Annotated in this window: 20 protein-coding genes and 2 pseudogenes; 5 read left to right on the top strand and 17 right to left on the bottom strand. The window is 71.9% G+C overall.

The genetic code is table 11. From position 1 onward, the window contains the following. Positions 1-8: 8 nt before the first annotated feature. Positions 9-2,534, bottom strand: coding sequence for an ATP-dependent Clp protease ATP-binding subunit (locus tag DRB96_RS13120; protein WP_112448616.1), 2,526 nt, complete (start codon positions 2,532-2,534; stop codon positions 9-11). A gap of 475 nt (positions 2,535-3,009) precedes the next feature. Here DRB96_RS13120 and DRB96_RS13110 point away from each other — a divergent pair, with 475 nt between their 5' ends. Then, the gene (locus DRB96_RS13110) at positions 3,010-3,645 is read left to right on the top strand and encodes an SCO3374 family protein (protein WP_239516127.1); all 636 of its coding nucleotides are present in this window, start codon (positions 3,010-3,012) and stop codon (positions 3,643-3,645) included. On the opposite strand, the gene DRB96_RS13105 is transcribed toward DRB96_RS13110, so the two are convergent. From DRB96_RS13105 to DRB96_RS13055, 12 genes are all read right to left on the bottom strand, one after another. After that, entirely contained in the window at positions 3,618-3,962 is a 345-nt protein-coding gene (locus tag DRB96_RS13105) for an Lsr2 family protein (RefSeq protein WP_112448615.1), read from the bottom strand. The two genes, DRB96_RS13110 and DRB96_RS13105, sit on opposite strands and share 28 nt — an antisense overlap. A gap of 165 nt (positions 3,963-4,127) precedes the next feature. Then, a complete protein-coding gene (locus tag DRB96_RS13100) occupies positions 4,128-4,658 on the bottom strand; it encodes an amino-acid N-acetyltransferase (protein ID WP_112448614.1) in 531 nt (176 codons plus the stop codon). Between the two features lie 9 nt (positions 4,659-4,667). Then, positions 4,668-5,141, bottom strand: coding sequence for a BlaI/MecI/CopY family transcriptional regulator (locus tag DRB96_RS13095; protein ID WP_112448613.1), 474 nt, complete (start codon positions 5,139-5,141; stop codon positions 4,668-4,670). Positions 5,142-5,272: 131 nt separating this feature from the next. Next, on the bottom strand, positions 5,273-5,446 hold the full coding sequence (locus tag DRB96_RS43755; protein WP_204357709.1) for a hypothetical protein: 174 nt from the start codon (positions 5,444-5,446) through the stop codon (positions 5,273-5,275). Positions 5,447-5,523: 77 nt separating this feature from the next. After that, positions 5,524-6,186: a hypothetical protein gene (locus DRB96_RS13090; RefSeq protein WP_112448612.1), complete on the bottom strand. Its 663-nt coding sequence runs from the start codon at positions 6,184-6,186 to the stop codon at positions 5,524-5,526. A gap of 66 nt (positions 6,187-6,252) precedes the next feature. After that, a complete protein-coding gene (locus DRB96_RS13085; RefSeq protein WP_112448611.1) occupies positions 6,253-6,438 on the bottom strand; it encodes a DUF397 domain-containing protein in 186 nt (61 codons plus the stop codon). 125 nt (positions 6,439-6,563) lie between these two features. Further along, entirely contained in the window at positions 6,564-7,313 is a 750-nt protein-coding gene (locus DRB96_RS13080) for a GntR family transcriptional regulator (RefSeq protein ID WP_112448610.1), read from the bottom strand. Positions 7,314-7,425: 112 nt separating this feature from the next. Next, positions 7,426-8,235, bottom strand: a complete 810-nt coding sequence (locus DRB96_RS13075; protein ID WP_112448609.1) for a type III pantothenate kinase — start codon at positions 8,233-8,235, stop codon at positions 7,426-7,428. Positions 8,236-8,238: 3 nt separating this feature from the next. Next, positions 8,239-9,261: a carboxylating nicotinate-nucleotide diphosphorylase gene (gene nadC / locus DRB96_RS13070; protein ID WP_112448608.1), complete on the bottom strand. Its 1,023-nt coding sequence runs from the start codon at positions 9,259-9,261 to the stop codon at positions 8,239-8,241. 2 nt (positions 9,262-9,263) lie between these two features. After that, positions 9,264-11,012, bottom strand: a complete 1,749-nt coding sequence (locus tag DRB96_RS13065; RefSeq protein WP_112448607.1) for an L-aspartate oxidase — start codon at positions 11,010-11,012, stop codon at positions 9,264-9,266. Continuing rightward, a complete protein-coding gene (panC, locus tag DRB96_RS13060) occupies positions 11,009-12,031 on the bottom strand; it encodes a pantoate--beta-alanine ligase (protein ID WP_239516128.1) in 1,023 nt (340 codons plus the stop codon). Before panC ends, DRB96_RS13065 begins: the two co-directional genes overlap by 4 nt. After that, positions 12,028-12,963, bottom strand: a complete 936-nt coding sequence (locus DRB96_RS13055) for a DUF2520 domain-containing protein (protein ID WP_112448605.1) — start codon at positions 12,961-12,963, stop codon at positions 12,028-12,030. Before DRB96_RS13055 ends, panC begins: the two co-directional genes overlap by 4 nt. A gap of 117 nt (positions 12,964-13,080) precedes the next feature. Here DRB96_RS13055 and DRB96_RS42880 point away from each other — a divergent pair, with 117 nt between their 5' ends. Together DRB96_RS42880 and DRB96_RS13045 are read left to right on the top strand one after the other, a co-directional pair. Next, entirely contained in the window at positions 13,081-13,227 is a 147-nt protein-coding gene (locus tag DRB96_RS42880; protein WP_162689065.1) for a hypothetical protein, read from the top strand. A 98-nt stretch (positions 13,228-13,325) separates the two neighbouring features. Then, positions 13,326-13,955, top strand: a pseudogene (locus DRB96_RS13045) (LysR substrate-binding domain-containing protein); the annotation flags it as partial. A gap of 276 nt (positions 13,956-14,231) precedes the next feature. Here DRB96_RS13045 and pepN read toward each other — a convergent pair. Further along, positions 14,232-16,832 (bottom strand): aminopeptidase N, encoded by a 2,601-nt coding sequence (gene pepN / locus DRB96_RS13040; protein ID WP_112453387.1) that lies wholly within the window; start codon positions 16,830-16,832, stop codon positions 14,232-14,234. Positions 16,833-16,970: 138 nt separating this feature from the next. On the opposite strand from pepN, the gene DRB96_RS13035 reads away from it, so the two are divergent. Continuing rightward, positions 16,971-17,468, top strand: coding sequence for a DUF1203 domain-containing protein (locus DRB96_RS13035; RefSeq protein WP_112453386.1), 498 nt, complete (start codon positions 16,971-16,973; stop codon positions 17,466-17,468). 73 nt (positions 17,469-17,541) lie between these two features. Here DRB96_RS13035 and DRB96_RS13030 read toward each other — a convergent pair whose 3' ends face one another. Further along, positions 17,542-18,570 (bottom strand): aspartate-semialdehyde dehydrogenase, encoded by a 1,029-nt coding sequence (locus DRB96_RS13030; protein WP_112448604.1) that lies wholly within the window; start codon positions 18,568-18,570, stop codon positions 17,542-17,544. A gap of 376 nt (positions 18,571-18,946) precedes the next feature. Between DRB96_RS13030 and DRB96_RS13025 the strand changes: the two are divergent. Continuing rightward, positions 18,947-19,408, top strand: a pseudogene (locus tag DRB96_RS13025) (M28 family peptidase); the annotation flags it as partial. A gap of 112 nt (positions 19,409-19,520) precedes the next feature. Here DRB96_RS13025 and DRB96_RS13020 read toward each other — a convergent pair. Both DRB96_RS13020 and DRB96_RS13015 read right to left on the bottom strand, forming a co-directional pair. Further along, entirely contained in the window at positions 19,521-22,853 is a 3,333-nt protein-coding gene (locus DRB96_RS13020; protein ID WP_112453385.1) for a S8 family serine peptidase, read from the bottom strand. Between the two features lie 273 nt (positions 22,854-23,126). Further along, positions 23,127-23,687: a CGNR zinc finger domain-containing protein gene (locus DRB96_RS13015; protein WP_112448603.1), complete on the bottom strand. Its 561-nt coding sequence runs from the start codon at positions 23,685-23,687 to the stop codon at positions 23,127-23,129. Positions 23,688-23,741 lie beyond the last annotated feature (54 nt).

Below are 23,741 nucleotides of genomic sequence, written 5' to 3'. Positions count from 1 at the left end.
GCTTCGCGTTACGCGCCCTTCGACAGGTCCGGGCCGGAGCCCGTGGCCTCGATCGGGGGGAGGTCCGGCAGAGCCGACTTCTCCTCGCCTCGGAAGGTGAACTTGGCTTCCTCGCCCTCACCCTCCTTGCCGACGACCACGATGTGACCGGGGCGCAGCTCGCCGAAGAGGATCTTCTCCGACAGCACGTCCTCGATCTCGCGCTGGATCGTCCGGCGCAGCGGACGGGCACCCAGGATCGGGTCGTAGCCGCGCTTGGCGAGCAGGAGCTTCGCGTCGCCGCTCAGCTCGATGCCCATGTCGCGGTCCTTCAGGCGGTCGTCGACCTTGGCGAGCATGAGGTCGACGATCTGAATGATGTCTTCCTCCGCGAGCTGGTGGAAGACGACCGTGTCGTCGACGCGGTTGAGGAACTCGGGCCGGAAGTGCTGCTTGAGCTCTTCGTTGACCTTCACCTTCATCCGGTCGTATCCGGTCTTGGTGTCTCCCACGGCGGCGAAGCCGAGGTTGAAGCCCTTCGAGATGTCCCGCGTACCCAGGTTGGTCGTCATGATGATGACCGTGTTCTTGAAGTCCACGACCCGGCCCTGGGAGTCGGTCAGACGACCGTCTTCCAGGATCTGGAGAAGGGAATTGAAGATATCCGGGTGCGCCTTCTCGACCTCGTCGAAGAGGACGACGGAGAACGGCTTCCGGCGGACCTTCTCGGTCAGCTGGCCGCCCTCTTCGTAGCCCACGTAGCCGGGGGGCGAACCGAAGAGGCGGGAAACCGTGTGCTTCTCGCTGAACTCCGACATGTCGAGGGAGATCAGCGCGTCCTCGTCGCCGAAGAGGAATTCGGCGAGCGTCTTGGCGAGCTCGGTCTTACCGACACCGGACGGGCCGGCGAAGATGAACGAGCCACCCGGGCGCTTCGGGTCCTTCAGACCCGCACGGGTGCGGCGGATCGCCTGGGAGAGCGCCTTGATGGCGTCCTTCTGGCCGATGACGCGCTTGTGGAGCTCGTCCTCCATGCGGAGCAGACGCGAGGACTCCTCCTCGGTGAGCTTGAAGACGGGAATGCCGGTCGCGGTCGCGAGGACTTCGGCGATGAGCTCGCCGTCGACCTCGGCGACGATGTCCATGTCGCCGGCCTTCCATTCCTTCTCGCGCTTGGCCTTCCCCGCCAGCAGCTGCTTCTCCGAATCACGGAGGGAAGCCGCCTTCTCGAAGTCCTGGGAGTCGATGGCCGACTCCTTGTCGCGACGCACGTTCGCGATCTTCTCGTCGAACTCGCGGAGGTCCGGCGGCGCGGTCATCCGGCGGATGCGCATCCGGGAGCCGGCCTCGTCGATCAGGTCGATCGCCTTGTCCGGGAGGAAGCGGTCCGAGATGTACCGGTCGGCCAGGGTGGCCGCCTGCACGAGGGCCTCGTCCGTGATGGAGACGCGGTGGTGGGCCTCGTAGCGGTCGCGCAGGCCCTTGAGGATCTCGATGGTGTGCTGGAGGGAAGGCTCCGCCACCTGGATCGGCTGGAAGCGGCGCTCGAGAGCGGCGTCCTTCTCAAGGTGCTTGCGGTACTCGTCCAGCGTCGTGGCACCGATGGTCTGGAGCTCGCCACGGGCCAGCATGGGCTTCAGGATGCTGGCGGCGTCGATCGCGCCCTCGGCGGCACCCGCACCCACCAGGGTGTGGAGCTCGTCGATGAACAGGATGATGTCGCCGCGGGTGCGGATCTCCTTGAGCACCTTCTTGAGGCGCTCTTCGAAGTCACCGCGGTAGCGGGAACCGGCCACCAGGGCACCCAGGTCAAGGGTGTAGAGGTGCTTGTCCTTGAGGGTCTCGGGCACCTCGCCCTTGACGATCGCCTGGGCGAGGCCCTCGACGACGGCGGTCTTGCCGACGCCGGGCTCGCCGATGAGGACCGGGTTGTTCTTGGTCCGGCGGGACAGCACCTGCATGACCCGCTCGATCTCCTTCTCGCGCCCGATGACCGGGTCGAGCTTGGATTCGCGAGCGGCCTGCGTCAGGTTGCGGCCGAACTGGTCCAGGACGAGCGAGGTCGAGGGCGTGCCCTCGGCCGGGCCGCCGGCCGTGGCCGACTCCTTGCCTCCGCCGGAGTAGCCGGAGAGCAGCTGGATGACCTGCTGCCGGACTCGGTTGAGATCGGCGCCCAGCTTCACCAGGACCTGGGCGGCGACGCCCTCGCCCTCGCGAATGAGGCCGAGCAGGATGTGCTCGGTGCCGATGTAGTTGTGGCCGAGCTGGAGGGCCTCTCGGAGCGAAAGCTCCAGGACCTTCTTCGCCCGCGGGGTGAAGGGGATGTGGCCGGACGGGGCCTGCTGCCCCTGGCCGATGATCTCCTCAACCTGCTGGCGAACAGCCTCGAGCGAAATCCCGAGGCTCTCCAAGGCCTTAGCGGCGACACCCTCACCCTCGTGGATCAAGCCCAGGAGGATGTGCTCAGTGCCGATGTAGTTGTGGTTGAGCATCCGGGCTTCTTCCTGAGCCAGGACGACAACCCGCCGCGCGCGGTCTGTGAACCTCTCGAACATCGTTTATCGCTCCTCAGAGCGGTCGGGCAGTTCGGGGTCGGTCCCCGCCCTGTCCTTCCGCATGCTAGTCCCGCGGGGCGGGACAGCTCATTCCAACTGCCGACATCCGTCCGCGGCTCACCCTCACGTCCGTGGGAAAACCCGGCTGCAAGTGCCGACAACTGCTCCAACCCGATGGTGCGAGACGATGTTCCCGCAGGCCAGGCAGATACCCGTCACAGGTGTACGCCGATGGCGAACGGAAGCCGGTCCCGGACCGTGCAAATCAGCGTGTCGCCCCGATCCACTAGGAATGTCTTACCCCCTAAGCGCGGACAGTTCACGTCAGTGACGCCCGATCCCTCCGCTACGGGCGAACACGCCTCCGTCCCGAATGTGGGACTCGGCCGCCACGGACGTTTACGTTCCGCATTGACCCGCGTGCGGAACGTCACATCGCGCGTAACCCCGCAGCGATTGGGGAGTTGCTCCGGTCATGGCTCTCACCGCGCCGCCCGCCGCCGTCGTCCCGCTCCCCCGCGCCCCGATCGGGGGGTGCGGATCGGAAGGCGATCCGGTCTCCCCGACCGCCTCCTGGTACGAGCGCGAGCTCGGCTGGACCGTCGTCGGCGGACCGCCCGTCCAGTTGGAGACCGGCCTGCGGTTCGACGTGCTGGAACTGCCGGCCGACGCCGGGACCGCGGTGCTGCGCGGACGCGTCGCCACGGGTCCTGTCGCCGTCATGGGCCGCAGGATGCGGTTCCTGGTGGCCCCGGGGAGCGCCGACGAGCTGGAAGGACTGCTCGCCTGGCTGGAATGGGGCGGGGTCGCCCTGGATCTCGCCGCCCTGGGTACGGGTGGCCGGATCACGGCACCGGTCCCCCCGGGACCCCCCGCCGGGGGTACGGGCGGCGAGGCGGATCCACAGAGGAGCCCCCGGGGAACCGCCGTGTGGCTGCGGCCCCCCGGGCAGGGGTGTGAGGCACTGCTTCCCGCCCTGCCCGCTCCCGGACAGGGCCCGTCCGGGTCCGCGCGCGGACCCGATCTCGTACGCCTGGTCGCGGCGGCGGCGACGGAATGCCACCGGGCCCGCCTGCGCCGGGGTCAGACCTTGCGGTCCTCGAACGCCTGACGGATTTCCGCGGGAACGCGGCCGCGGTCATTCACGCTGTAGCCGTTTTCCTTGGCCCACGCGCGAATGACGGCGGTGTCCGGGTTTCCGGCCGAAGCGGCGACAGCGCGCCCCTTGGTACGGCCGGTCGCGGCGCCGCGGCCACCGGTGCGGCGCCCGCCCTTGGTGTACGGGTCGAGCAGACCGCGGAGCTTTTCAGCGTTGGCGGTGGTGAGGTCGATCTCGTAGGTCTTGCCATCCAGAGCGAACGTCACCGTCTCGTCCGCCTCGCCGCCGTCGAGGTCGTCGACAAGAAGGACCTGAACCTTCTGTGCCACCGGGATTTCCTTTCATCGAAAAGCAGTACGCGGAAAGGAAACCGCTTTTGCCTGGAAAACACAAACCCCCGGTGAGAGGTTCGGGTCCGCAACGGGTAGGGAAACGTGCGCGATTCGGACATAGGCCACACGCACCGTGGTCCCGGGAAATCCCGCTGTGATCGATCAGAGGTGCAGAAGCATCCGGCTGTTGCCCAAGGTGTTCGGCTTCACTCGTTCGAGACCGAGGAACTCGGCGACACCCTCGTCATAGGAACGCAGCAGCTCCATGTACACATCGGTCTCGACCGGGGTCTCGCCGATCTCGACGAAGCCGTGCTTCGCGAAGAAGTCCACTTCGAAGGTCAGGCAGAAAACCCGGCTCACCCCGACCAGGCGGGCCGTCCGCAACAACTGGTCGAGCACGAGATGGCCGACTCCGGCGCCCTTCAACTCTCGGTCGACGGCGAGAGTGCGGACTTCGGCCAGGTCTTCCCACATCACGTGGAGCGCCCCGCAGCCGACCACCTGGCCGTCGGTGTCGCGTTCGGCGACCCAGAACTCCTGGATGTCCTCGTAAAGGACGACCGGCGCTTTGTCGAGCAGGATGCGCTGCTGCACGTACTGGTCGAGCAGGCGGCGCAGCGCGGGAACATCACCGGTGCGCGCTCGGCGGATCGTCACTGTTTTTGCATCTGCAGCGGAAAACTCACCCATGCCCGGACGTTATCGCCCCGGCTCGCCCTGCCGCCCGCCGGAGTCCGCTTCGGCGTCGGCGGCATCGGCCGACGGCGGGGCGGCGGCCGCCGGCGGGGGGCCCGCCGGTTCCGCCGGCTCCTCGGCGGGCTGCACGATCCGCACGGCGTCCCGCAGCGCCTCGCGCTGCTCGGCGGACATCATGCCGAAGAAGGCCACGAGGGCGGCCGCGGGGTTGTCGCTCGTCGACCAGGCCTCGTTCATCAGCGCGGCCGAGTAGGCGGCGCGGGTGGAGACCGCCGTATATCGATAGGCGCGGCCTTCCGCTTCCCGGCGGACCCAGCCCTTCTGGTGGAGATTGTCCATAACGGTCATGACCGTGGTGTACGCGATGGACCGTTCCTGCTGCAGGTCTTCCAGGACTTCGCGAACGGTGACCGGGCGGTTCCACTGCCACACCCGCGTCATGACTGAGTCTTCGAGTTCTCCCAAGGGGCGAGGCACAGCAGCACGATAGTGCGGGATGCGGCGAATTGCCCGGCTATTCGGACGGCAACGCGCGGCGAAATGTGGGAGGGCATACGCAGAAGGCGTACGGCTCGAGGAGCCGTACGCCCGTCCCCCTCGGGGGGGTACTAGTTCTGGGGCTTGGACTGCCGGGCGGCCTCGGCGCGGGCGAGCACGGCGTCCACCGCCGCGTCCTCCTTGCCCTTGTTGGCACCGCCCTGGCTCTTCACGATCGTCACGACGAGCGCGATGAAGAACACGGCCATCACGAAGGGGGGCACGAGCGCGGAAACGTAGTCCATGCCCCCAGCCTAGCTAGTGCTGTGACCGGAAAGGTTCACCGGGTCGCGGCGCCCGGCAAACCTTCCCGGCCACAGCACTAGCCGGCCGCGCGGCCCGCCGCCGGGGGCGGCGCGGGCTTGCGGCGCGGCGGGAAGACCTCGCCCGGGGTCGGGATCGGGTGCGCGGGCCGGTCGTCGGGCTCGGGCTCCCGCGGGCGCGGCTCCTTCTCCTTGCCGGAGCCGGAGCCGGACCCTGATCCGGACACCGCGCCTTGGGCCGAGCCGGAGCCGGCGGGGCCGCTGGCCGTCCCGGCGCCGCCGGCGATGGCCAGCAGCCGGGTCCGCGGCGCGGGCGCGGTGGAGAGCCTGCGGCGTACGGAGCGCTCCGCGATCACCTGCGACCGCTCCAGCAGGGCGGCCGCGACCGGGTTGGCGCGCAGGGCCCGCAGGGCGGCGAGGTCGTCGGGCACGGGCTCGTAACCGGCGGCCAGGGCGTCCTGGAGCAGCTCCAGGTAGCCCGTGAGGCTCCCCGGCAGCGCGGCTCTGTACCGGGCCAGGTCGGCGAGGAGGAACGCTCTGAGCCGCCCCGCCTCCTGGACCGCTTCGTCCACCGACTGCGCGAGGCGCAGGCAGTCCTGGACCTCGGCGGCCGTCAGAGGGGCCGTGGAGGACTGGAGGGCGTGAGCGAGCGAACGCCTGAGCACGTGAAGCTCATCAGCGCTGAACGCCATGCCGCCGCGGGATCCGTAGGGCGTGGGCATGGGCCGAAGATACGCGCTAATCGGACAAAATCCCCTCAGGGAACCCGCGCCCGGCGCGCCGGACCTTCAGCCGGACTCCTTGACCACGCGGAGGAAATCGGCCCAGGCGGCCTGGGTGGTGGCGAGGACGAGGTGGGCCGGATCGGCGCGGTCCGCCACGCGGACCAGGGTGCCGGGGGCCGCGCTGACGTACACGCAGTTGTCCCCCTCGCCGCAGAACGAGGACTTCTGCCAGGCGGTCCGAGTGGTCATGGTGTCTCCTCAGCTCACAGGCGCGTGCGGCGCCGTGGACGAGCTCCCGGTATTTCTCGTGGGGGGACCGTAACCCCATGGCGGCCGCACTCCGGCCATTTCCGGGGAATTCGCTGCGCCGGGCGTCAGGAGGCGCTAAGAGGTACGGGGATCTCGTAGGCGATCTCCGCGTGCCGGTCGGCGACCGCGATGTCGGCGGTCTCCACCGCGCGGCCGTCCGCCGCGTAGTGCGTGCGCTCGATCCGGGTGATCAGGTCGCCGACGCCGATGGCGAGCAGCCCGGCCTGGCGGCGGTCCGCGCGGGCCGGGCGCGGGACCTCCACCGCCGAGGTGACCGCGATGCCGATCGCGCGCATCCGCGCCACGACGCCGGCGCCCTTGTGGGGGCCCAGCTCGGGCAGGACGACCGGGGTTCCGCCGGTGAGCGCCATCGGCTCCCAGGACTCGCAGACCTCGAAGGGGAGCTCCCCGTCGAAGAGCGCGTACGTGGTGAGCACGCACGGGTCGCCGGGGGCGATGGCGAGGCGCTCGGCGATGGCCTCGGTGGCGGCGACGCGGGCCTTGGTGTGGGACTCCCGGCGCACGCGGCCGGAGCCGTCGGGCCCGGCGGGCCCTACAGGATCGGCGGGGCCGGAGCGCAGGACGCGCGGGCGCTGCCGCGGGACGCGGACGTAGGTGCCGGCGCCGGGCCGGCCTTCGAGGAGGCCCTCGATGACCAGGAGTTCCATCGCCCGCTGGGTGACGGACTGCCCCACGCGGTACTCGGCGGCGAGCCGGGCCCGCGAGGGGAGCCTCGACCCGACGGGCCATTCCGCGGCCCGGATCCGGGTCCGGAGCGCGTCGGCCACCTTCACGTACGCGGTGTCGCGGGGCATTTCGGCCGTCCTGTGCTCGTCGTGGACCCGCCGCCCGGCCGGCCCGGTCAACCCCGGCCGCGGGCGCACGGGCACGGGCCCGGGCCCCCACCCGGGGGCGGGGGCCGGCGCGTCAGTCGAAGGTCGGGGCGTTGCGCTCGTAGACCAGGCGCAGGCCGACCAGGGTGAGCCAGGGCTCGTGGTCGTCGATCACCGAGGCCTCGCCGAGGACGATCGGGGCCAGGCCGCCCGTGGCGATGACGCGGACCTCGTCCGGGGCGCCGTTCGGGCCGGCCAGCTCCTTGGCCATCCGGGTCACGATCCCGTCGACCTGGCCGGCGAACCCGTAGACCACGCCCGACTGCATCGCCTCGACGGTGGACTTGCCGATGACGTTGCGCGGGCGGGCCAGCTCGATCTTGCGGAGCTGGGCGCCCCGTACGCCGAGGGCCTCCATCGAGATCTCGATGCCCGGGGAGATCACCCCGCCGACGTACTCGCCCTTCGCGGACACGGCGTCGAAGGTGGTGGCCGTACCGAGGTCGACGACGATCGCCGGACCGCCGTAGAGCTCGACCACCGCGACCGCGTTGACGATGCGGTCCGCGCCGACCTCCTTCGGGTTGTCCATGAGGATCGGGACGCCCGTCTTGGTCCCGGGCTCCACGATCACCGCCGGAACGTCGCCGTAGTAGCGGCGGGTCACCTCGCGCAGCTCGTGCAGGACCGCCGGCACCGTCGAGCAGATCGCGATGCCGTGGATGCCGTCTCCCAGCTCGTTGCCGAGCATCGGGTGCATGCCCATCAGGCCCTGCATGAGCACGGCCATCTCGTCGGCCGTGCGGCGCGGGTCGGTCGAGATGCGCCAGTGCTCGACGATCTCGTCACCGTCGAACAGGCCGAAGACCGTATGGGTGTTGCCCACGTCGATGGTGAGGAGCACCGGTTACACCGCCTCGCGCAGATCGAGGCCGATGTCCAGGATCGGGGAGGAGTGGGTGAGGCCGCCGACCGCGAGGTAGTCGACGCCGGTCTCGGCGTAGGCGCGGGCGTTGTGCATGGTGAGGCGGCCCGAGGACTCCAGCACCGCGCGGCCGTGCACGAGCGCCACCGCCTCCGCGGTCTCGATCGGGGTGAAGTTGTCGAGCAGGATCAGGTCGGCGCCCGCCTCCAGGGCCTCGCGGACCTGCTGGAGGGTGTCCACCTCGACCTCGACGGGCAGGTCGGGGAACTGCTCGCGCACGGCCTTGAAGGCCTCGCGGACCCCGCCCGCCGCGATCACGTGGTTGTCCTTGACCAGCGCCGCGTCCGAGAGGGACATCCGGTGGTTGACGCCGCCGCCGCAGCGGACCGCGTACTTCTCCAGGCAGCGCAGGCCGGGGGTGGTCTTGCGGGTGTCGCGGACCTTGGCCTTGGTGCCCTCCAGCTCGTCGGCCCACGCGCGGGTCGCGGTGGCGATGCCCGACATCAGGCAGAGCAGGTTGAGCGCGCTGCGTTCGCCGGTGAGCAGGTCGCGGGTGCGGGCCCGGACCGACAGCAGCACCTGGCCGGGCTCGACGCGCTCGCCGTCCTCGACGTGCCGCTCCACCTCGAACGTCTCGGTGCACACGACGGACAGGACGGCCTCGGCGACGCGCAGGCCGGCGACCGTGCCCGCCTCGCGCGCGGTGAAGTCGGCCGTCGCGACGGCTTCCTCGGGGACGGTGGCGACGGTGGTCACGTCGACCCCGCCGTCGAGGTCCTCGGAGATCGCCATGTGCGCGATGTCCTCGACCTCGACCGGGTCCAGGCCCGCGTCGGCGAGCAGTTGGGCCAGTGCCGGGTCGAGGCCGGTCTCCTCGCCCTCGCCGCAGGCGCAGTCGTCGCCGCAGCCGCCGTCGCCGCCGGCGGGCCGGCCGAGGAGGGGGAGCTCCTCGTGCTCGTGGGTGTGGTCGTGCTCGTGGGGGGTTTCCTGCTCGTGCGTGCTCACGGTTACCGCTCCAGGCTGTCGGTGCTCAGGGGGATCTGTACGGGCGGGAAGTCCGCCGAGTCGGTGGAGGTGACGACCAGGGCCCGCCGCTCGGTCGCCGACAGGCGTACGACGAGGTGGCGGCGCCATGCGGCGTCGTCCCGGTCGGGGTGGTCCTCGCGCCAGTGGCAGCCGCGGGTCTCCGCGCGCCGCTGGGCGGCGGCGACCAGGACCCGGGCCACGCACAGCAGGTTGGTGGCCTCCCAGGTCTCGGTGCCGGGGACGGCCGTCTTGCCCCGGGTCTCCAGCTCGGTCAGGGCCGTCGCGTACAGCGCTTCGAGCGCGGCGGCGGCCGTCGCCAGCGATGCGGCGGAGCGGAGCACGCCCGCGCCGTCGGTCATGATGCGCTGGATCTCGTACCGCGCCTCGGCGGGCTGGAGGGGGCCGGTGGCCGGGACGGGGATGCCGGGGCCGTTGCCGGCGGGCGGGTTCCCGATGATCTCGTCGGCGATCCGCTCGGCGAAGACCAGGCCCTCCAGCAGGGAGTTGGAGGCCAGCCGGTTCGCGCCGTGCACGCCGGTGCAGGCGACCTCGCCGCACGCGTACAGGCCGGGGACGGTGGTGCGGCCGTGCAGGTCGGTGCGTACGCCGCCGGAGGCGTAGTGCGCGGCCGGGGCCACGGGGATGGGCTCGGTGACCGGGTCGATGCCGTGGGAGCGACAGGCGGCGAGGATGGTCGGGAAGCGCTGCTCCCACATCCGGGCGCCGAAGTGCCGGGCGTCCAGGTACATGTGCTCGGTGCCCTGCTCCTGCATGCGGCGCATGATGCCCTTGGCGACGATGTCGCGGGGCGCGAGCTCGGCGAGCTCGTGCTGGCCGGTCATGAAGCGGACTCCGTCGGCGTCGACGAGGTACGCGCCCTCGCCGCGGACGGCCTCCGACACCAGGGGCTGCTGGCCCTCGGCGTCGGCGCCGAGGAAGAGCACGGTGGGGTGGAACTGGACGAATTCGAGGTCGGACACCTCGGCGCCGGCGCGCAGTGCGAGGGCCACGCCGTCGCCCGTGGAGACGGACGGGTTGGTGGTCGCGGAGAAGACCTGGCCCATGCCGCCGGTCGCCAGGATCACGGCGGGCGCGTGGACGGCGCCGACCCCGTCGTGCTGGCCCTCGCCCATGACGTGCAGCGTGACGCCCGCGGTGCGCCCCCGCGCGTCCAGGAGGAGGTCCAGGACCAGGGCGTTCTCGACGGTCTCGATGCCGGCCGCCTGGACGGCTTCGACGAGTGCCCGGGAGATCTCGGCGCCGGTGGCGTCGCCGCCGGCGTGCGCGATGCGGCGGCGGTGGTGGCCGCCCTCGCGGGTCAGCTCGATCTCGCCGGTCTCGGCGGAGGTGTCGAAGACGGCGCCCTCGGCGATGAGCCGGCGCACGGCGTCCGGGCCCTCGGTGACCAGGAGCCGGACGGCGGCCTCGTCGCACAGGCCGGCGCCGGCGACGAGGGTGTCTTCGAGGTGCTGCTCGGGGGTGTCCCCGTCGCCGAGGGCGGCGGCGATGCCGCCCTGGGCCCAGCGGGTGGAGCCGTCGTCGAGCCGGGCCTTGGTGACCACGACGGTGCGGCGGCCCGCGGCGGCGCAGCGCAGCGCGGCGGTCAGGCCCGCGACTCCGGACCCGACGACCACGACGTCGGCGTCGACGGACCAGCCGGGGGCCGGGGCGTGCAGCCGTATGCCGGTGCTGGTGCCCGCTGTCGCGGGGCCTCTGCCTGGGGTACTCACGCGTGTGCTCCGAACTCCAATGGGATGTTGTCGATCAGCCGGGTCGCGCCCACCTTCGCGGCGACGGCCAGCACGGCCTGACCGGTGAAGCCGGGGCCGGCCTCGGTGAAGTCCTGGGGGTCGACCAGCGCCAGGTAGTCCAGTACGAGGGGCGGGTCGTGCCGGCCCGCCTCGTGGAGGACGTGCCGGGCGGCGGCCCGTACGGCCTCCGGCAGGCCGGCGCCCGCCGCCGCGACGGCGTGGGCGTCGGCGGAGGCGCGGATCTCGCCGAGCCGGGCCAGGCCGGTGGCCCGCTCGTCGCCGGCGGGGGGCGACTGGGCCTCGGCGCGGTCGCGCAGCGCGGCCTGGGCGGCGAGCCGGTCGCGGCCGGCGAACAGGGCGCGGGACAGGGCGAGGGCGGTGCCGCGCTCCTTGGCGGAGAGGTAGCGGTTGCGGGAGGACAGCGCGAGCCCGTCCTCCTCGCGGACGGTCGGTACGCCCCACACCTCCACGGGGAAGTTGAGGTCGGTCACCATCCGCCGGATCAGAGCCAGTTGCTGCGCGTCCTTCTGGCCGAAGAAGGCCAGGTCGGGGCGGGTGAGGTGGAGCAGCTTGGCGACGACGGTCAGCATGCCGTCGAAGTGGCCCGGGCGGGTGGCGCCTTCGAGGCGGCCGCCCATCGGTCCGGCGCTGATCCGGACCTGGGGGTCGCCGCCGGGGTACACCTCGTCGACGGCGGGGGCGAAGACGGCGTCGGCGCCGGCCGCTTCGGCGAGGGCCAGGTCTGCGTCGAGGGTGCGGGGGTAGCGGTCGAGGTCCTCGTTGGCCCCGAACTGGAGGGGGTTGACGAAGACCGTGACCACGACCTGGCCGGCGGGGCCGACCTGCGCGCGGGCGGTGCGGACCAGGGTGGCGTGGCCGTCGTGGAGGGCGCCCATGGTCATGACGACGGCGCGGCGGCCGCTGTCGGCGCCCGGGGCCGAGGTCGTGCCGTCCCGGGGGAGCCGGTGGAGCTGCTCGGCGGTGTCGAGGAGGATCACCGGTCGCCGCCTTCGGGGTCGTGGGCGTCGAATCCGGCCGCGCCGTCGGCGAGCACGCCGAGCAGGTCCTCGGCGAGTTCGGGCTTGAGCAGGCCGTGCGCGAGGGCCCGGTCGGCGGTGGAACGGGCCATCGCGAGGTAGCCGGCGACGGTGCCCGGGGCGTGCTTGCGCAGTTCGGAGACGTGCGCGGCCACGGTGCCGGCGTCACCGCGGGCCACCGGGCCGGTCAGGGCGGCGTCACCGGAGCGCAGGGCGTTGTCGAGGGCCGCGCCGAGGAGCGGGCCGAGCATCCGGGCGGGGTGCTCGACGCCGGCCTTGCTCAGCAGCTCCATGGACTGGGCCACCAGGGTGACCAGGTGGTTCGCGCCGAGGGCGAGGGCCGCGTGGTAGAGCGGGCGGTTCGCCTCGGCGATCCACTCGGGCTCCCCGCCCATCTCGATGACCAGGGCCTCGGCGGCGAGCCGCAGCTCGTCGGGGGCGGTCACCCCGAAGGAGCAGCCGGCGAGGCGCTGGACGTCGACCTCGGTGCCGGTGAAGGTCATCGCGGGGTGCAGGGCCAGCGGGAGGGCGCCCGCGCGGCGGGCCGGGTCCAGCACGGCGACCCCGTACCGCCCGGAGGTGTGCACGAGGAGCTGGCCGGGGCGGACCGCGCCGGTCTCGGCGAGTCCCTGCACCAGGGTCGGCAGGGCGTCGTCGGGGACGGTGAGCAGGACGAGGTCGGCGGCCTGGAGGACCTGCGCGGGCGCCACGACCGGCACGTCGGGCAGCATCCGCTCGGCGCGGCGGCGCGAGGCGTCGGAGACGCCCGACACGGCGACGGGGCGGTGCCCGGTCTGCTGGAGGGCGCGGGCCAGCGCGGGGCCGACCCGGCCGGCTCCGACGACACCGACGGCGAGCCTGGCGGGGCGCTCCGCCTGAGGGGATGTGTTCACGCGGGGAAAGCCTTCCGTTCCAGTCCGCGGGGGGTACCGGACGATACGTCGCCATGCTAAGCCGTCCCGGGGAAATGGGGTGCGCTTCCCCCTCCCCCGGTCGGCGATGATCGGGGGATGAGCGAGGACGCGGTACGGGTGGCGGAGCGGGCGGCGGACGACGTGGACGGGTCCGCGGAGCCGCGGAGCGCGCCGAGGATGCCGCTCCACAGCGAGTCGGCGCTGTCGAGGGCGGCCGTTCGGTCGCGTTCCTGGCGGGCCTGACGGTCGTCGAGGTAGAGCGCGGGGATGGAGACGGGCGGGAAGGCGCGGGGCGCGACGTCGCGGCTCTGGGGTTCCAGCCGGGTGGGGGCGGGGGCCGGGAGGGGGGGGAGGTGCGGATCGGGGCCTTCTCCACCGCCGTGCCGGTGCTGGTGGTCCCCGCGGTGGCCGCCCTGCGGCTCTCGCACCCCGCGGTGGAGGTCCGCGTACGGGAGACCGAGGCGGCCGAGTCCTACGAGCTGCTGTCCGCCGGGGTCGTCGACCTGGCGCTGTCCCTCGCGGCCCACGCACCGACGGCCCGGGACGCCCGCTTCACCCGGACGACCCTGCTGGAGGACCCCCTCGACGTGGCCCTGCCCCCGGACCACCCGCTGGCGGGCGCGGCGGAGCTGCGGCTCGTGGACCTGTCGGGAGACCCGTGGATCTACGGCGGCTCCGGGCCCTGGTCGGAGATCACCCGCACCGCCTGCGAGGCGGCCGGGTTCGTACCCGAACAGGCGCACTCGGCGTCCGGGTGGACCGCGATCCTGGCCATGGTGGAGGCGGGCATGGGCGTGGCCCTGGTCCCCCGGATGGTGGCGAGCCGCGCCTCGGGCGTAGCCGTCCGCGTCCTGTCCCGCGACCGGCCCACCCGACACGTCATCGCGGCCCTGCGGAGCGGCTCGGAAGCCGCCCCGGCACTGGCCCACGTCCTGTCGGCCCTGCGCGCCATCGCCGACGGCCGGCCGTAGCCGTAGCCGTAGCCGTAGCCGCGGGGGCGGGCGGCGGCGGGGCCGCTGCGCGGGGCCGTCCCCTACCCGCCCTTCCACCGTTCCCCGGGCCCCGCCCGGACCCGGTCCTCACACGTCGGACGGGCTGAAGATGCCCTCCGGGCAATCCAGCACCGCGGGGCACGATCAGCCTCGCCGGCGTGTGAGGCGCGGGGGTCCGGGGGCCGGCTCCCGGCAGCGGCGCCGCACCCGCGGGACGACCGCGCTCCCACGGGTGCGGGCAGAGCCCGGGGGCCCTCAGACCCGAGCGGCAGCGGCAGCCGCGTCGGCCGCCTGGGCGGTCAGCGCGCGCTCGACGCCCGCGCGGGACTCCGAGACCAGGCGGCGCAGGGCCGCGTTCGGCTCGGCCGAGGCCAGCCAGGCGTCCGTCGCCGCGAGGGTCTCCGGGGAGACCTGGAGGGACGGGTAGAGCCCCACCGCGATCTGCTGGGCGATCTCGTGGCTGCGGGTCTCCCAGACCTCCTTGACCGCCGAGAAGTACTTCTCCGTGTACGGGGCGAGGAGCTCGCGCTGGTCGGTCTGGACGAAGCCGCCGATCACCGCCTCCTGCACCGCGTTCGGGAGCGAGTCGCCCTCGACGACCGAGGCCCACGCCTCGGCCTTGGCCTCCGCCGTCGGACGCGCCGCCCGGGCGGTCGCCGCGTGGCGCTCGCCCGCCGCCGTCTTGTCCCGCTCCAGCTCGGCCGCGACGGCCGGCTCGTCGGCGGTGCCCGTGGCGACCAGGCGCTCGAGGAACGCCCACCGCAGCTCGGTGTCGACGGCCAGGCCCTTGACCTCCGCCGAGCCGTCCAGCAGCGCCGACAGGTAGGTCAGCTGCTCCTCGGTGCGGGCCGTCGCCGCGAAGGCGCGGGCCCAGGCCAGCTGGTGGTCGCTGCCCGGAGCGGCCGCGCGCAGGTGCTCCAGCGTGGCCTCCGTCCAGACGGCCAGCCCCTGCTCCCGCCACGCCGGGTCGGCGTACAGGTCGACCGCCAGCTTCACCTGGCGGTGCAGCGACTGGACGACGCCGATGTCCGACTCCTTGCCGATGCCCGACAGGACGAGGGCGAGGTAGTCGCGGGTGGCCAGCTCGCCGTCGCGGGTCATGTCCCAGGCCGAGGCCCAGCACAGCGCGCGCGGCAGCGACTCGGTGAAGTCGCCCAGGTGCGCGGTGACGTTCTCCAGCGACACCTCGTCCAGGCGGACCTTGGCGTACGACAGATCGTCGTCGTTGAGCAGCACGACGGCCGGGCGGGTGCGGCCCACGAGCTCCGGTACGGCCGTCAGGCCGCCGTCGATGTCCAGCTCGATCCGGTCGGTGCGCACCAGCTTGCCGTCGGCCAGGTCGTACAGGCCGACCGCGATGCGGTGCGGACGCAGCACCGGCTCGCCCTTGGCGCCGGCCGGCAGCGCCGGGGCCTCCTGGCGGACGGCGAAGGCGGTGATGACACCGTTCGCGTCCGTCTCGATCTCCGGGCGCAGGATGTTGATGCCGGCCGTCTCCAGCCACGCCTTCGACCAGGTGGTCAGGTCGCGGCCGGAGGTCTCCTCCAGCGCGCCCAGCAGGTCGGACAGGCGGGTGTTCCCGTACGCGTGCGCCTTGAAGTACGCCTGCACGCCCTTGAAGAAGGCGTCCATGCCGACGTAGGCGACGAGCTGCTTGAGCACCGAGGCGCCCTTGGCGTACGTGATGCCGTCGAAGTTGACGAGGACGTCGTCCAGGTCACGGATGTCGGCCATGATCGGGTGCGTGGACGGCAGCTGGTCCTGCCGGTACGCCCAGGTCTTCATGGAGTTGGCGAAGGTCGTCCACGCGTGCGGCCACTTCGAGCCCTCGGCGTAGGCCTGGCAGGCGATCGAGGTGTACGTGGCGAACGACTCGTTCAGCCACAGGTCGTTCCACCACTCCATGGTGACCAGGTCGCCGAACCACATGTGCGCGAGCTCGTGCAGGATCGTCTCGGCGCGCACCTCGTACGCCGCGTCCGTCACCTTCGAGCGGAAGACGTACTGGTCGCGGATGGTGACCGCGCCCGCGTTCTCCATCGCGCCCGCGTTGAACTCCGGCACGAAGAGCTGGTCGTACTTCGCGAACGGGTAGTCGTAGGCGAACTTCTCCTGGAACCAGTCGAAGCCCTGCCGGGTCACGTCGAAGATCGCGTCGGCGTCGAGGAACTCGGCGAGCGAGGGCCGGCAGTAGATGCCGAGCGGGACGGACTGTCCGTCCTTGCCCTCGTAGGAGCTGTGCACCGCGTGGTACGGGCCGACGATCAGGGCCGTGATGTACGAGGAGATGCGCGGGGTGGGCTCGAAGCGCCAGACGTTGTCGGCGGAGGCCGCCGCCCCCTGCGGAATGTCGCGTGGGGAGTTCGAGATGACCGTCCAGCCCGCGGGGGCCGTCACGGTGAACTGGAACGCGGCCTTCAGGTCGGGCTGCTCGAAGCTGGCGAAGACCCGCCGCGCGTCCGGAACCTCGAACTGGGTGTACAGGTAGGCCTGCTCGTCGACCGGGTCGACGAAGCGGTGCAGGCCCTCACCGGTGTTGGTGTAGGCGCAGTCGGCGACGACGCGGAGCTCGTTGGCCCCGGCGGCGAGGTGGGCGAGCGCGATCCGGGAGTCCCGGAAGACCGCGGCCACGTCCAGGGCCTTGCCGTTGAGGACGACCTCGTGCACGGCCGGCGCGACCAGGTCGATGAAGGTCTCGGCGCCTGCCTCGGCGGACTGGAAGCGCACGGTGGTCACGGAGGGGTACGTGCCGCCCTCCTGCGCTCCGCTGAGATCGAGCTCGATCTCGTACGAGTCGACACTGAGCAGCTTTGCGCGCTGCTGAGCCTCTTCACGGGTCAGATTCGTGCCAGGCACGCGTTCATCTCCTTCGATGGTGACGGTGCCCGCCATCCTTCCACGCGGGCCGGGTCACCGCGTCGGAGTAATCCACGGGCGAACGCGATGTCCGATTTCCGCCAGCTTCGGCGGGTGCGGTCGCGCACCGTGGACTCCATGACCGCTCACACCGCGCTCCCCATCGCCCCGCCCGCCCTCGCCTCCCTGCGCGTCCTCGACGATGCGGGGCGGCCCTGTCTGCCGTACGAGGACACCGAGGGCGGCGCCCCCCTCCGCTGCTGCCTGCGCCGCAGTGCCCCCGGCGAACGGATCGCCCTCGTCTCCTACGCCCCGCTGCGCCGCTGGGCCGAGGAGACGGGCGCCGACCCCGGCGCCTACGACGAGCAGGGCCCGGTCTTCGTGCACGCGGCCGACTGCGGCGGACCCGCCGCGGCGGCCGGGCACCCCTTCGCCCACCCCGGGGCCCTGCGCACGGCCCGCCGCTACGACGCGGCGGGCCGCATCCTCGGCGGCCGGGTCCTGGCCCTCGGCGAGGACCCGGACGCGGTGATCGGGCAGGCGCTCGCGGACGCCTTCGCGGACCCGCGGACCGCTCTCGTGCACGTCCGCGCGGCCGAGTTCGGCTGCTACCTCTTCGAGGTCCGCCGGGGCTGAAGCCCCCTTCCGGACCGCCGAAGGGGCGGCGCCGTGCCGGCGCCGCCCCTTCGTGTCGTGCGTGCGCGCGGGATCAGCCGCGCAGCTCCTGCGCGACGAGCTCCGCGATCTGGACCGCGTTCAGCGCGGCGCCCTTGCGGAGGTTGTCGTTGGAGAGGAACAGCGCGAGGCCGTTCTCGGCGGTCTCGTCGACGCGGATGCGGCCCACGTACGAGGCGTCCTGGCCGGCGGCCTGCAGCGGGGTCGGGATGTCCGAGAGCTCGACGCCCGGGGCGTCCTTCAGCAGCTCGTAGGCGCGCTCGACGCTCAGCGGACGGGTGAAGCGGAGGTTGACCTGGAGGGAGTGGCCGGAGAAGACCGGCACGCGCACGCAGGTGCCCGAGACCTTGAGCTCCGGGATCTCCAGGATCTTGCGGGACTCGTTGCGGAGCTTCTGCTCCTCGTCGGTCTCGAAGGAGCCGTCGTCGACCAGGTTGCCCGCGAGCGGGACCACGTTGTAGGCGATCGGCCGCTGGTAGACCTTCGGCTCCGGGAACTCCACCGCGCCGCCGTCGAAGGTCAGCTGGTCAGCGGCCTCGGCGACCGCGCAGGCCTGGGCCTTGAGCTCGGCGACGCCCGCCAGGCCCGAGCCGGACACGGCCTGGTAGGTCGTGGCGATCAGCGAGACCAGGCCGGCCTCGTCGTGCAGCGGGCGCAGCACCGGCATCGCGGCCATCGTGGTGCAGTTCGGGTTCGCGATGATGCCCTTGGGGCGGTTCGCGATCGCGTGCGGGTTGACCTCGGAGACGACGAGGGGGACCTCGGGGTCGCGGCGCCAGGCGGAGGAGTTGTCGATGACCACGGCGCCCTGCGAGGCGACCTTCTCGGCGAGGGCCTTGGAGGTGGCGCCGCCCGCGGAGAAGAGCACGATGTCCAGGCCGGAGTAGTCGGCCGTGGAGGCGTCCTCGATGGTGATCTCCCGGCCCTCCCACTCGAGGGTCGAGCCGGCCGAACGGGCCGAGGCGAACAGCCGCAGCTCGTCCACCGGGAACTTGCGCTCGGCGAGGATGCCGCGCATGACTCCGCCGACCTGTCCGGTGGCTCCGACGATTCCGACCCTCACGGTGACTCCTCTTGGTACGTACGACGCGGGCGCGCGTGAAGCCATCATGCGTTCGACCCCACGAGCCTTGTCCAATCCATTGTCCGAGGAGCGGACGCTGTTCTCCGTGTGAACCCCCGTGACAACTCCGTGGCGGCCGTGTTGCATCCCCTCCGAGCACCCCTTTTGCCAGGTCGCGGCCGGTTACGGTCCGGTCTGTCGCGTCCGTAATGCGGACGTGCGTTCCGCACATCGAACTCGGGGAGAACCACCGTGCGCGCCATCCACCGCCGCCGCCGGTCCATACCGGCCCTCGCCGCCCTCGCGGCCGCCGCCGTCGCCGCACCCGTCCTGCTCACCGCCACGCCGGCGTCCGCCCATCCGCGCGAGGGCCGGGGGCGGCCGCGCCGACCGCGTGGTGGCCCTCGGCTCCCACCTGGACTCGGTCCCCGAGGGCCCGGGCATCAACGACAACGGCTCGGGCTCGGCCGGCCTGCTGGAGGTGGCCCTCAAGCTCGCGGACGAGGGCGCGAACAAGAAGGGCAAGGGGCCCGCCAACAAGGTCCGCTTCGCCTGGTGGTCGGCGGAGGAGCTCGGCCTGCTGAGCTCCGAGCACTACGTGGCACAACTGTCCGACAAGACGGGCGAGGGGGCCGGCCCGGCCGGCTCGGCGCAGATCGAGGCGCTGATCAACGGCCTCCTCGACCGGAAGGGCAAGCCCCACGAGGGCAGTGACTTCGACGGCCGCTCCGACTACGGCCCGTTCATCGCGAACGGCATCCCGGCCGGCGGCACCTTCACCGGCGCCGAGGGCATCAAGACCGCCGAGCAGGCCAAGCGGTACGGCGGCACGGCCGGAGCCCCGTACGCCGAGTCCCTGGGCTCGCTGGGCAAGTAGGCCCGTACCCGAGGGGGAAAAGCCCGAGGGGGCGGTGCTCTGTCGAGCACCGCCCCCTCGGTGTCCTACCGGGTTACGGGAGGACCTTCTCGATCTGCACGCTGCCGGTGCCGGCGGCGGTGCCGCGGGCGTTGAGCAGCTTGACCTCGCCGAAGAACTGACGGCCCTCCGGGGCCGCGCTGTTGACCAGCACGTTCGCGGAGACGGACGCCGAGGCGCCGTTGGCGAGGTTGACCTTCGCGGCCTCGTCGACCTGGACGGTGCCCAGGGCGGCCGAGTAGTAGACGTCGCGGTAGTCGTAGGTGGTGGAGCCGGACGGGATCGCGTAGCCGAACACCTCGATGGTGTACGTGCCCGCGGCCGGGTTGATGAGGCTCACGGCCTCCTCGGAGTCGCCGTCGGCGGAGGTGCCGACCTTGACGCCGTCCTTGTAGATGTCCAGGTCGAGGTCGGCGGCCGCGTCGGAGACGTGGCCGATCGCGATGTCGAGGCGGGAGACGCCCTCGCCGATCGTGACCTCGGTGGTCTGGGTCTCACCGGCGGCGATGGTCGGCTTGGCGACCTTCGCGGAGCCGAGCGGGCCGCCCTGGAGCTTGCCGCCCGAGATGGCCGCGCCGTCGTTCTTCACGGACCACTGGACCGGGGCCGGGGTGCCCTGCTTGACCTCGGGCAGGACCTTGACCGCGGGGTCGAAGACCGCGCCGAGCACGGAGACGTCCAGCTTGAACGGGTTGTCGAGCAGCGGCGACGTACGGCGCGACTCGACCTCGATCTCCCAGACGCCCGGCTGCGGGTTCGGGTACGACCGCAGGTCGGGGCGGCACAGGTTCGCCGGGTTGTCGTAGTTCGGGTAGCACTGGGTCGTCGCGCTGTCCTCGACGCCCACGCCGTACGGGTGGATCGAGATGAAGCGGGTCTGGCTGCCCGGCTTCAGACCGCCGAGGGCGACCTCGAGGGTCTTGGCGCCCGCCGGGACGGTCACGAAGTACGACTTGTGGCTGTTGCGCTGCACGGACGAGGTGTCCGAGTAGGCGAACGACGGCGTCGCCAGCGGCGTCGAGACGACGACGGTGGAGAGGATCTGCTTGTCGATGCCCTCGGTGAACGGGTCGTCGAGCTGCAGGATGCCGCTGTGGACGCCGGCCGACTTGGCCTTCGCCTCGACCTTGATGGTGACCGGCTTGTTCAGCGGCAGGGTGACGTAGTCGTAGTCGCTGAGGACCTTGAACGTGCCGTCGTTGTTGCGCCAGCTGAGCTTGTGCGGGGTGCCGTACTTGACGCCGGTGGTGCGCGTCACGACGACGTTGTAGACCTTCTTCTGGCCGACCTTCAGGCCGCCCTCACGGTCGTAGACGCCGGTGCCGAAGCCCGGGGTCTTCAGGAACTGGTCGATCGCGGTGTCGACCGGCGCCGAGACGGTGAACTCGTTGGCCTTCGCGCCGCTCTTGATGGACTCCCACGCGCCGGGGATGTTGATCAGACCGGCGCCCTGGGCGTGTGCCGGGACGTCGTCGATCTTCTTCGCGCTGCTGGTGAGCGCGATGCGCAGGCTCGCCGGGGTGAGGGCGATCTTCTGCTGCTTGGCGGCCGAGATCAGCAGGGCGCTGGCGCCCGCCGCCTGCGGCGAGGACATCGAGGTGCCCTGGAGCATGCCGTAACCGGCCGGCAGGTTGTAGCCGGCCTCCTTCACCGGTGCACCGGGCAGCCAGGTCTGGATGGTGTTGATCGACGCGCCGGGGGCGGTGATCGTCGGCGTGAAGCCGCCGTCCTCGCGCGGACCGCGGGAGGAGAAGGGGAACATGTTGTACTTCTTGGCCACGCCGGAGCCGTAGTTGGCCGCCCAGGTCTCCTTGGAGACCGCCGCGCCCACGGAGATGACCTTGTCCGCGAGACCGGGGTCGCCGATGGTGTTGACACCGGGGCCCTCGTTGCCCGCCGAGATGACGAGCTGGACACCGTAGGTGTCGATGAGGTTCTTGTAGAGCTCGGAGCGCGCGTTGTTGCCGTCGTTCAGCGCCGGCAGGCCGCCGATCGACATGTTGACGATGTCCACGCCGCGGTTGACGACGAGGTCGATCATGCCCTCGGTCAGCGCGATGTTGGTGCAGCCGCCGGACCAGGAGCAGGCGCGCGAGGAGACGACCTTGGCGCCGGGCGCCTCGCCGTTCATCGCGCCGCCGAACAGGCCGTTGGCGGCGGTGATGCCCGCGACGTGCGTGCCGTGCTCGGACTCGATGATGCCGACGTTGACGAAGTCGGCCTTCTTGCCGATCCAGTCACCGCCCAGCGGGTCCATCGGGACGTCCTTGCGGATCTCGATCACGAACGGGATGCGCTCGGCGACCTCGGTCGCCGGGTTGTCCGTGCCGAAGTAGCCGATCTGGTAGCCGTCCTTGTACGGCTTCATCGGCTCGTTGTTCGTGAAGTCGTTGTCCTGGTCGGTGTCGACGCGGACGGTCCCGGCGACCGGGTCGTAGAGCAGGCCGAACCGGTCGGTGGTGTCCCCGTCCCGGTTGACGTCGCCCTTCATGTCACCGTTGGCGGTGATCGACTCGGTGAAGCGGCTCCACTGGAACGAGCCCTCCGGAGCCTTCCAGCTGCCGCCGCCCGCGGTGAAGGTGCCACCGGTGACCGGGGTGATCTGGGCGCGCCAGGTGGCGTCGCCGTCGGCCAGCGGGTCGGTCGCGGTGACCCAGTCGACGATCTTGCGCTCGCCGGTGGTGGTCTTCTGGAGCGCGGGGTGGCCGAGGTCGACGCCCGAGTCCAGGACACCGATGGTCACGCCGCGGCCGTCGGCCTTCGGGTTCTTCTTGAGGAAGTCCAGCGCACCGGTCTCGAAGGACGGGTTGTACGGGTTCTTCGCCGGGGTGTTCTTGTCCGGCCCCGGGTACGTCTCGCCCGCGGTCTTCTTGGCCGTGCCGGTCTCGCGGTCCGCGTCCGGACGGGGGTCCGGCAGCTGGATCTCGTGGCGCAGGTCGATGCCGTGCACGGAGGACAGCTTGGCGGCCGCCTTCAGCGCGCCCTCGGCCTGGTCGGTCGGCAGGGTGGCGCGGACGTAGCCGAGCTTGTCGTACGTCTGGCCCACCGAGGCGCCCTGGACGGCGTCGAGCTGCTTGGCCACCTGCTGCGTCTCGCCGGGGGCGGTCGCCACCATGACGGTGACGGTCTTCTCGCCCTTGGACTTGGCTTCCTGCAGCAGCTCGACGTCGGCCGAACCGAGCTTCTGGTCAGCCGATTTGACCGCGGGGTTGGCCGTGGGGGTGTCGGTGCCGGTCGCCGCGAAGACGGGCATGGCGCCGGTGGCCACGAGGGCGGCCACCAGGCCGGCCGCGGCCGCGACGCGCACGGCGCGCCGGGTCGCGGGTATGCCGCTTTGCGGGGAACGAGCGGGGGAGTCGAGGGTCATCAGCATCCCTGGCTAAGTGAAAGATACGGTCCGGATTTCGGTGCCGGATGACCGGTCAGCCTCGCGCAAGTGACAGCTCTTTGGGGAGAGTTGTCACTGACCGAGACCTGAGGTGGCGGACTCCCGCCAGGGTGCCGGATACGCCAGAAGGTCCGTACCGGGGTGTTCCGGTACGAACCTTCGGGGTCAAAGATCTATTTGTAGACTTCCTGACCGGTCGGCGCCGCCGGGGTGTGCGCCGGTCTCAGATCGGGTGTGACAACTTCGGGGCGTTCAGCGCTCGCGCGTGCGCGCGTAATGGCGAGAGGCTTTCGCCCGGTTTCCGCAGGCCGACATCGAGCACCAGCGCCGGGTGCCGTTGCGCGAGACGTCGTGGAAGTGCAGGACGCACGTCTCGGAGGCGCACTTGCGGATCCGGCCGGGATCGGATCCCAGTAGCTCCAGGTAGTCGCGGGCGGCCGTCCAGGCCGGCCCCCAGGAGGGGTCGTCGAACTCGGCCCGCTCGCCGGGGCCTTCGGCGGTCAGGGTGGCGCGGATCCGCCCGTGGTCCAGGACGGCGTCGACCAGGGCGCGGGCGCTCCCGTCGGCCGGATCGGCGACGGCGCGGGCCAGGGACTCCCGGGCGGTGAGCAGGTGGACCAGGGTCGCGGCGTCCGCGCGGAAGCGGCCGGCCAGTCCGGTGCTCTCCAGCCAGACCGCGAGCCCCTCGACGCGGGTGAGTCCGAAGGCCCCGGCGAAGAGGTCGACGGGTTCGCCCTCCGCCATCCAGCGCGTGTTCAGCAGGTCCAGGGCCACCGGTTCGCCGGTCAGGGGTCGTGGGTCCGCCGTCGTCATGTACGCCTCCTCGCGCCGCTAACCCCTCAAGGGTACGTGAGCGGTTGACGGGCC

It is taken from the genome of Streptomyces sp. ICC1 (assembly GCF_003287935.1).
In the GTDB taxonomy this organism is placed as follows: Bacteria; Actinomycetota; Actinomycetes; order Streptomycetales; family Streptomycetaceae; genus Streptomyces; species Streptomyces tritrimontium.
The sequence above is the reverse complement of the archived record's forward strand: the minus strand, read 5'-3'. Positions and strand labels throughout refer to the sequence as shown.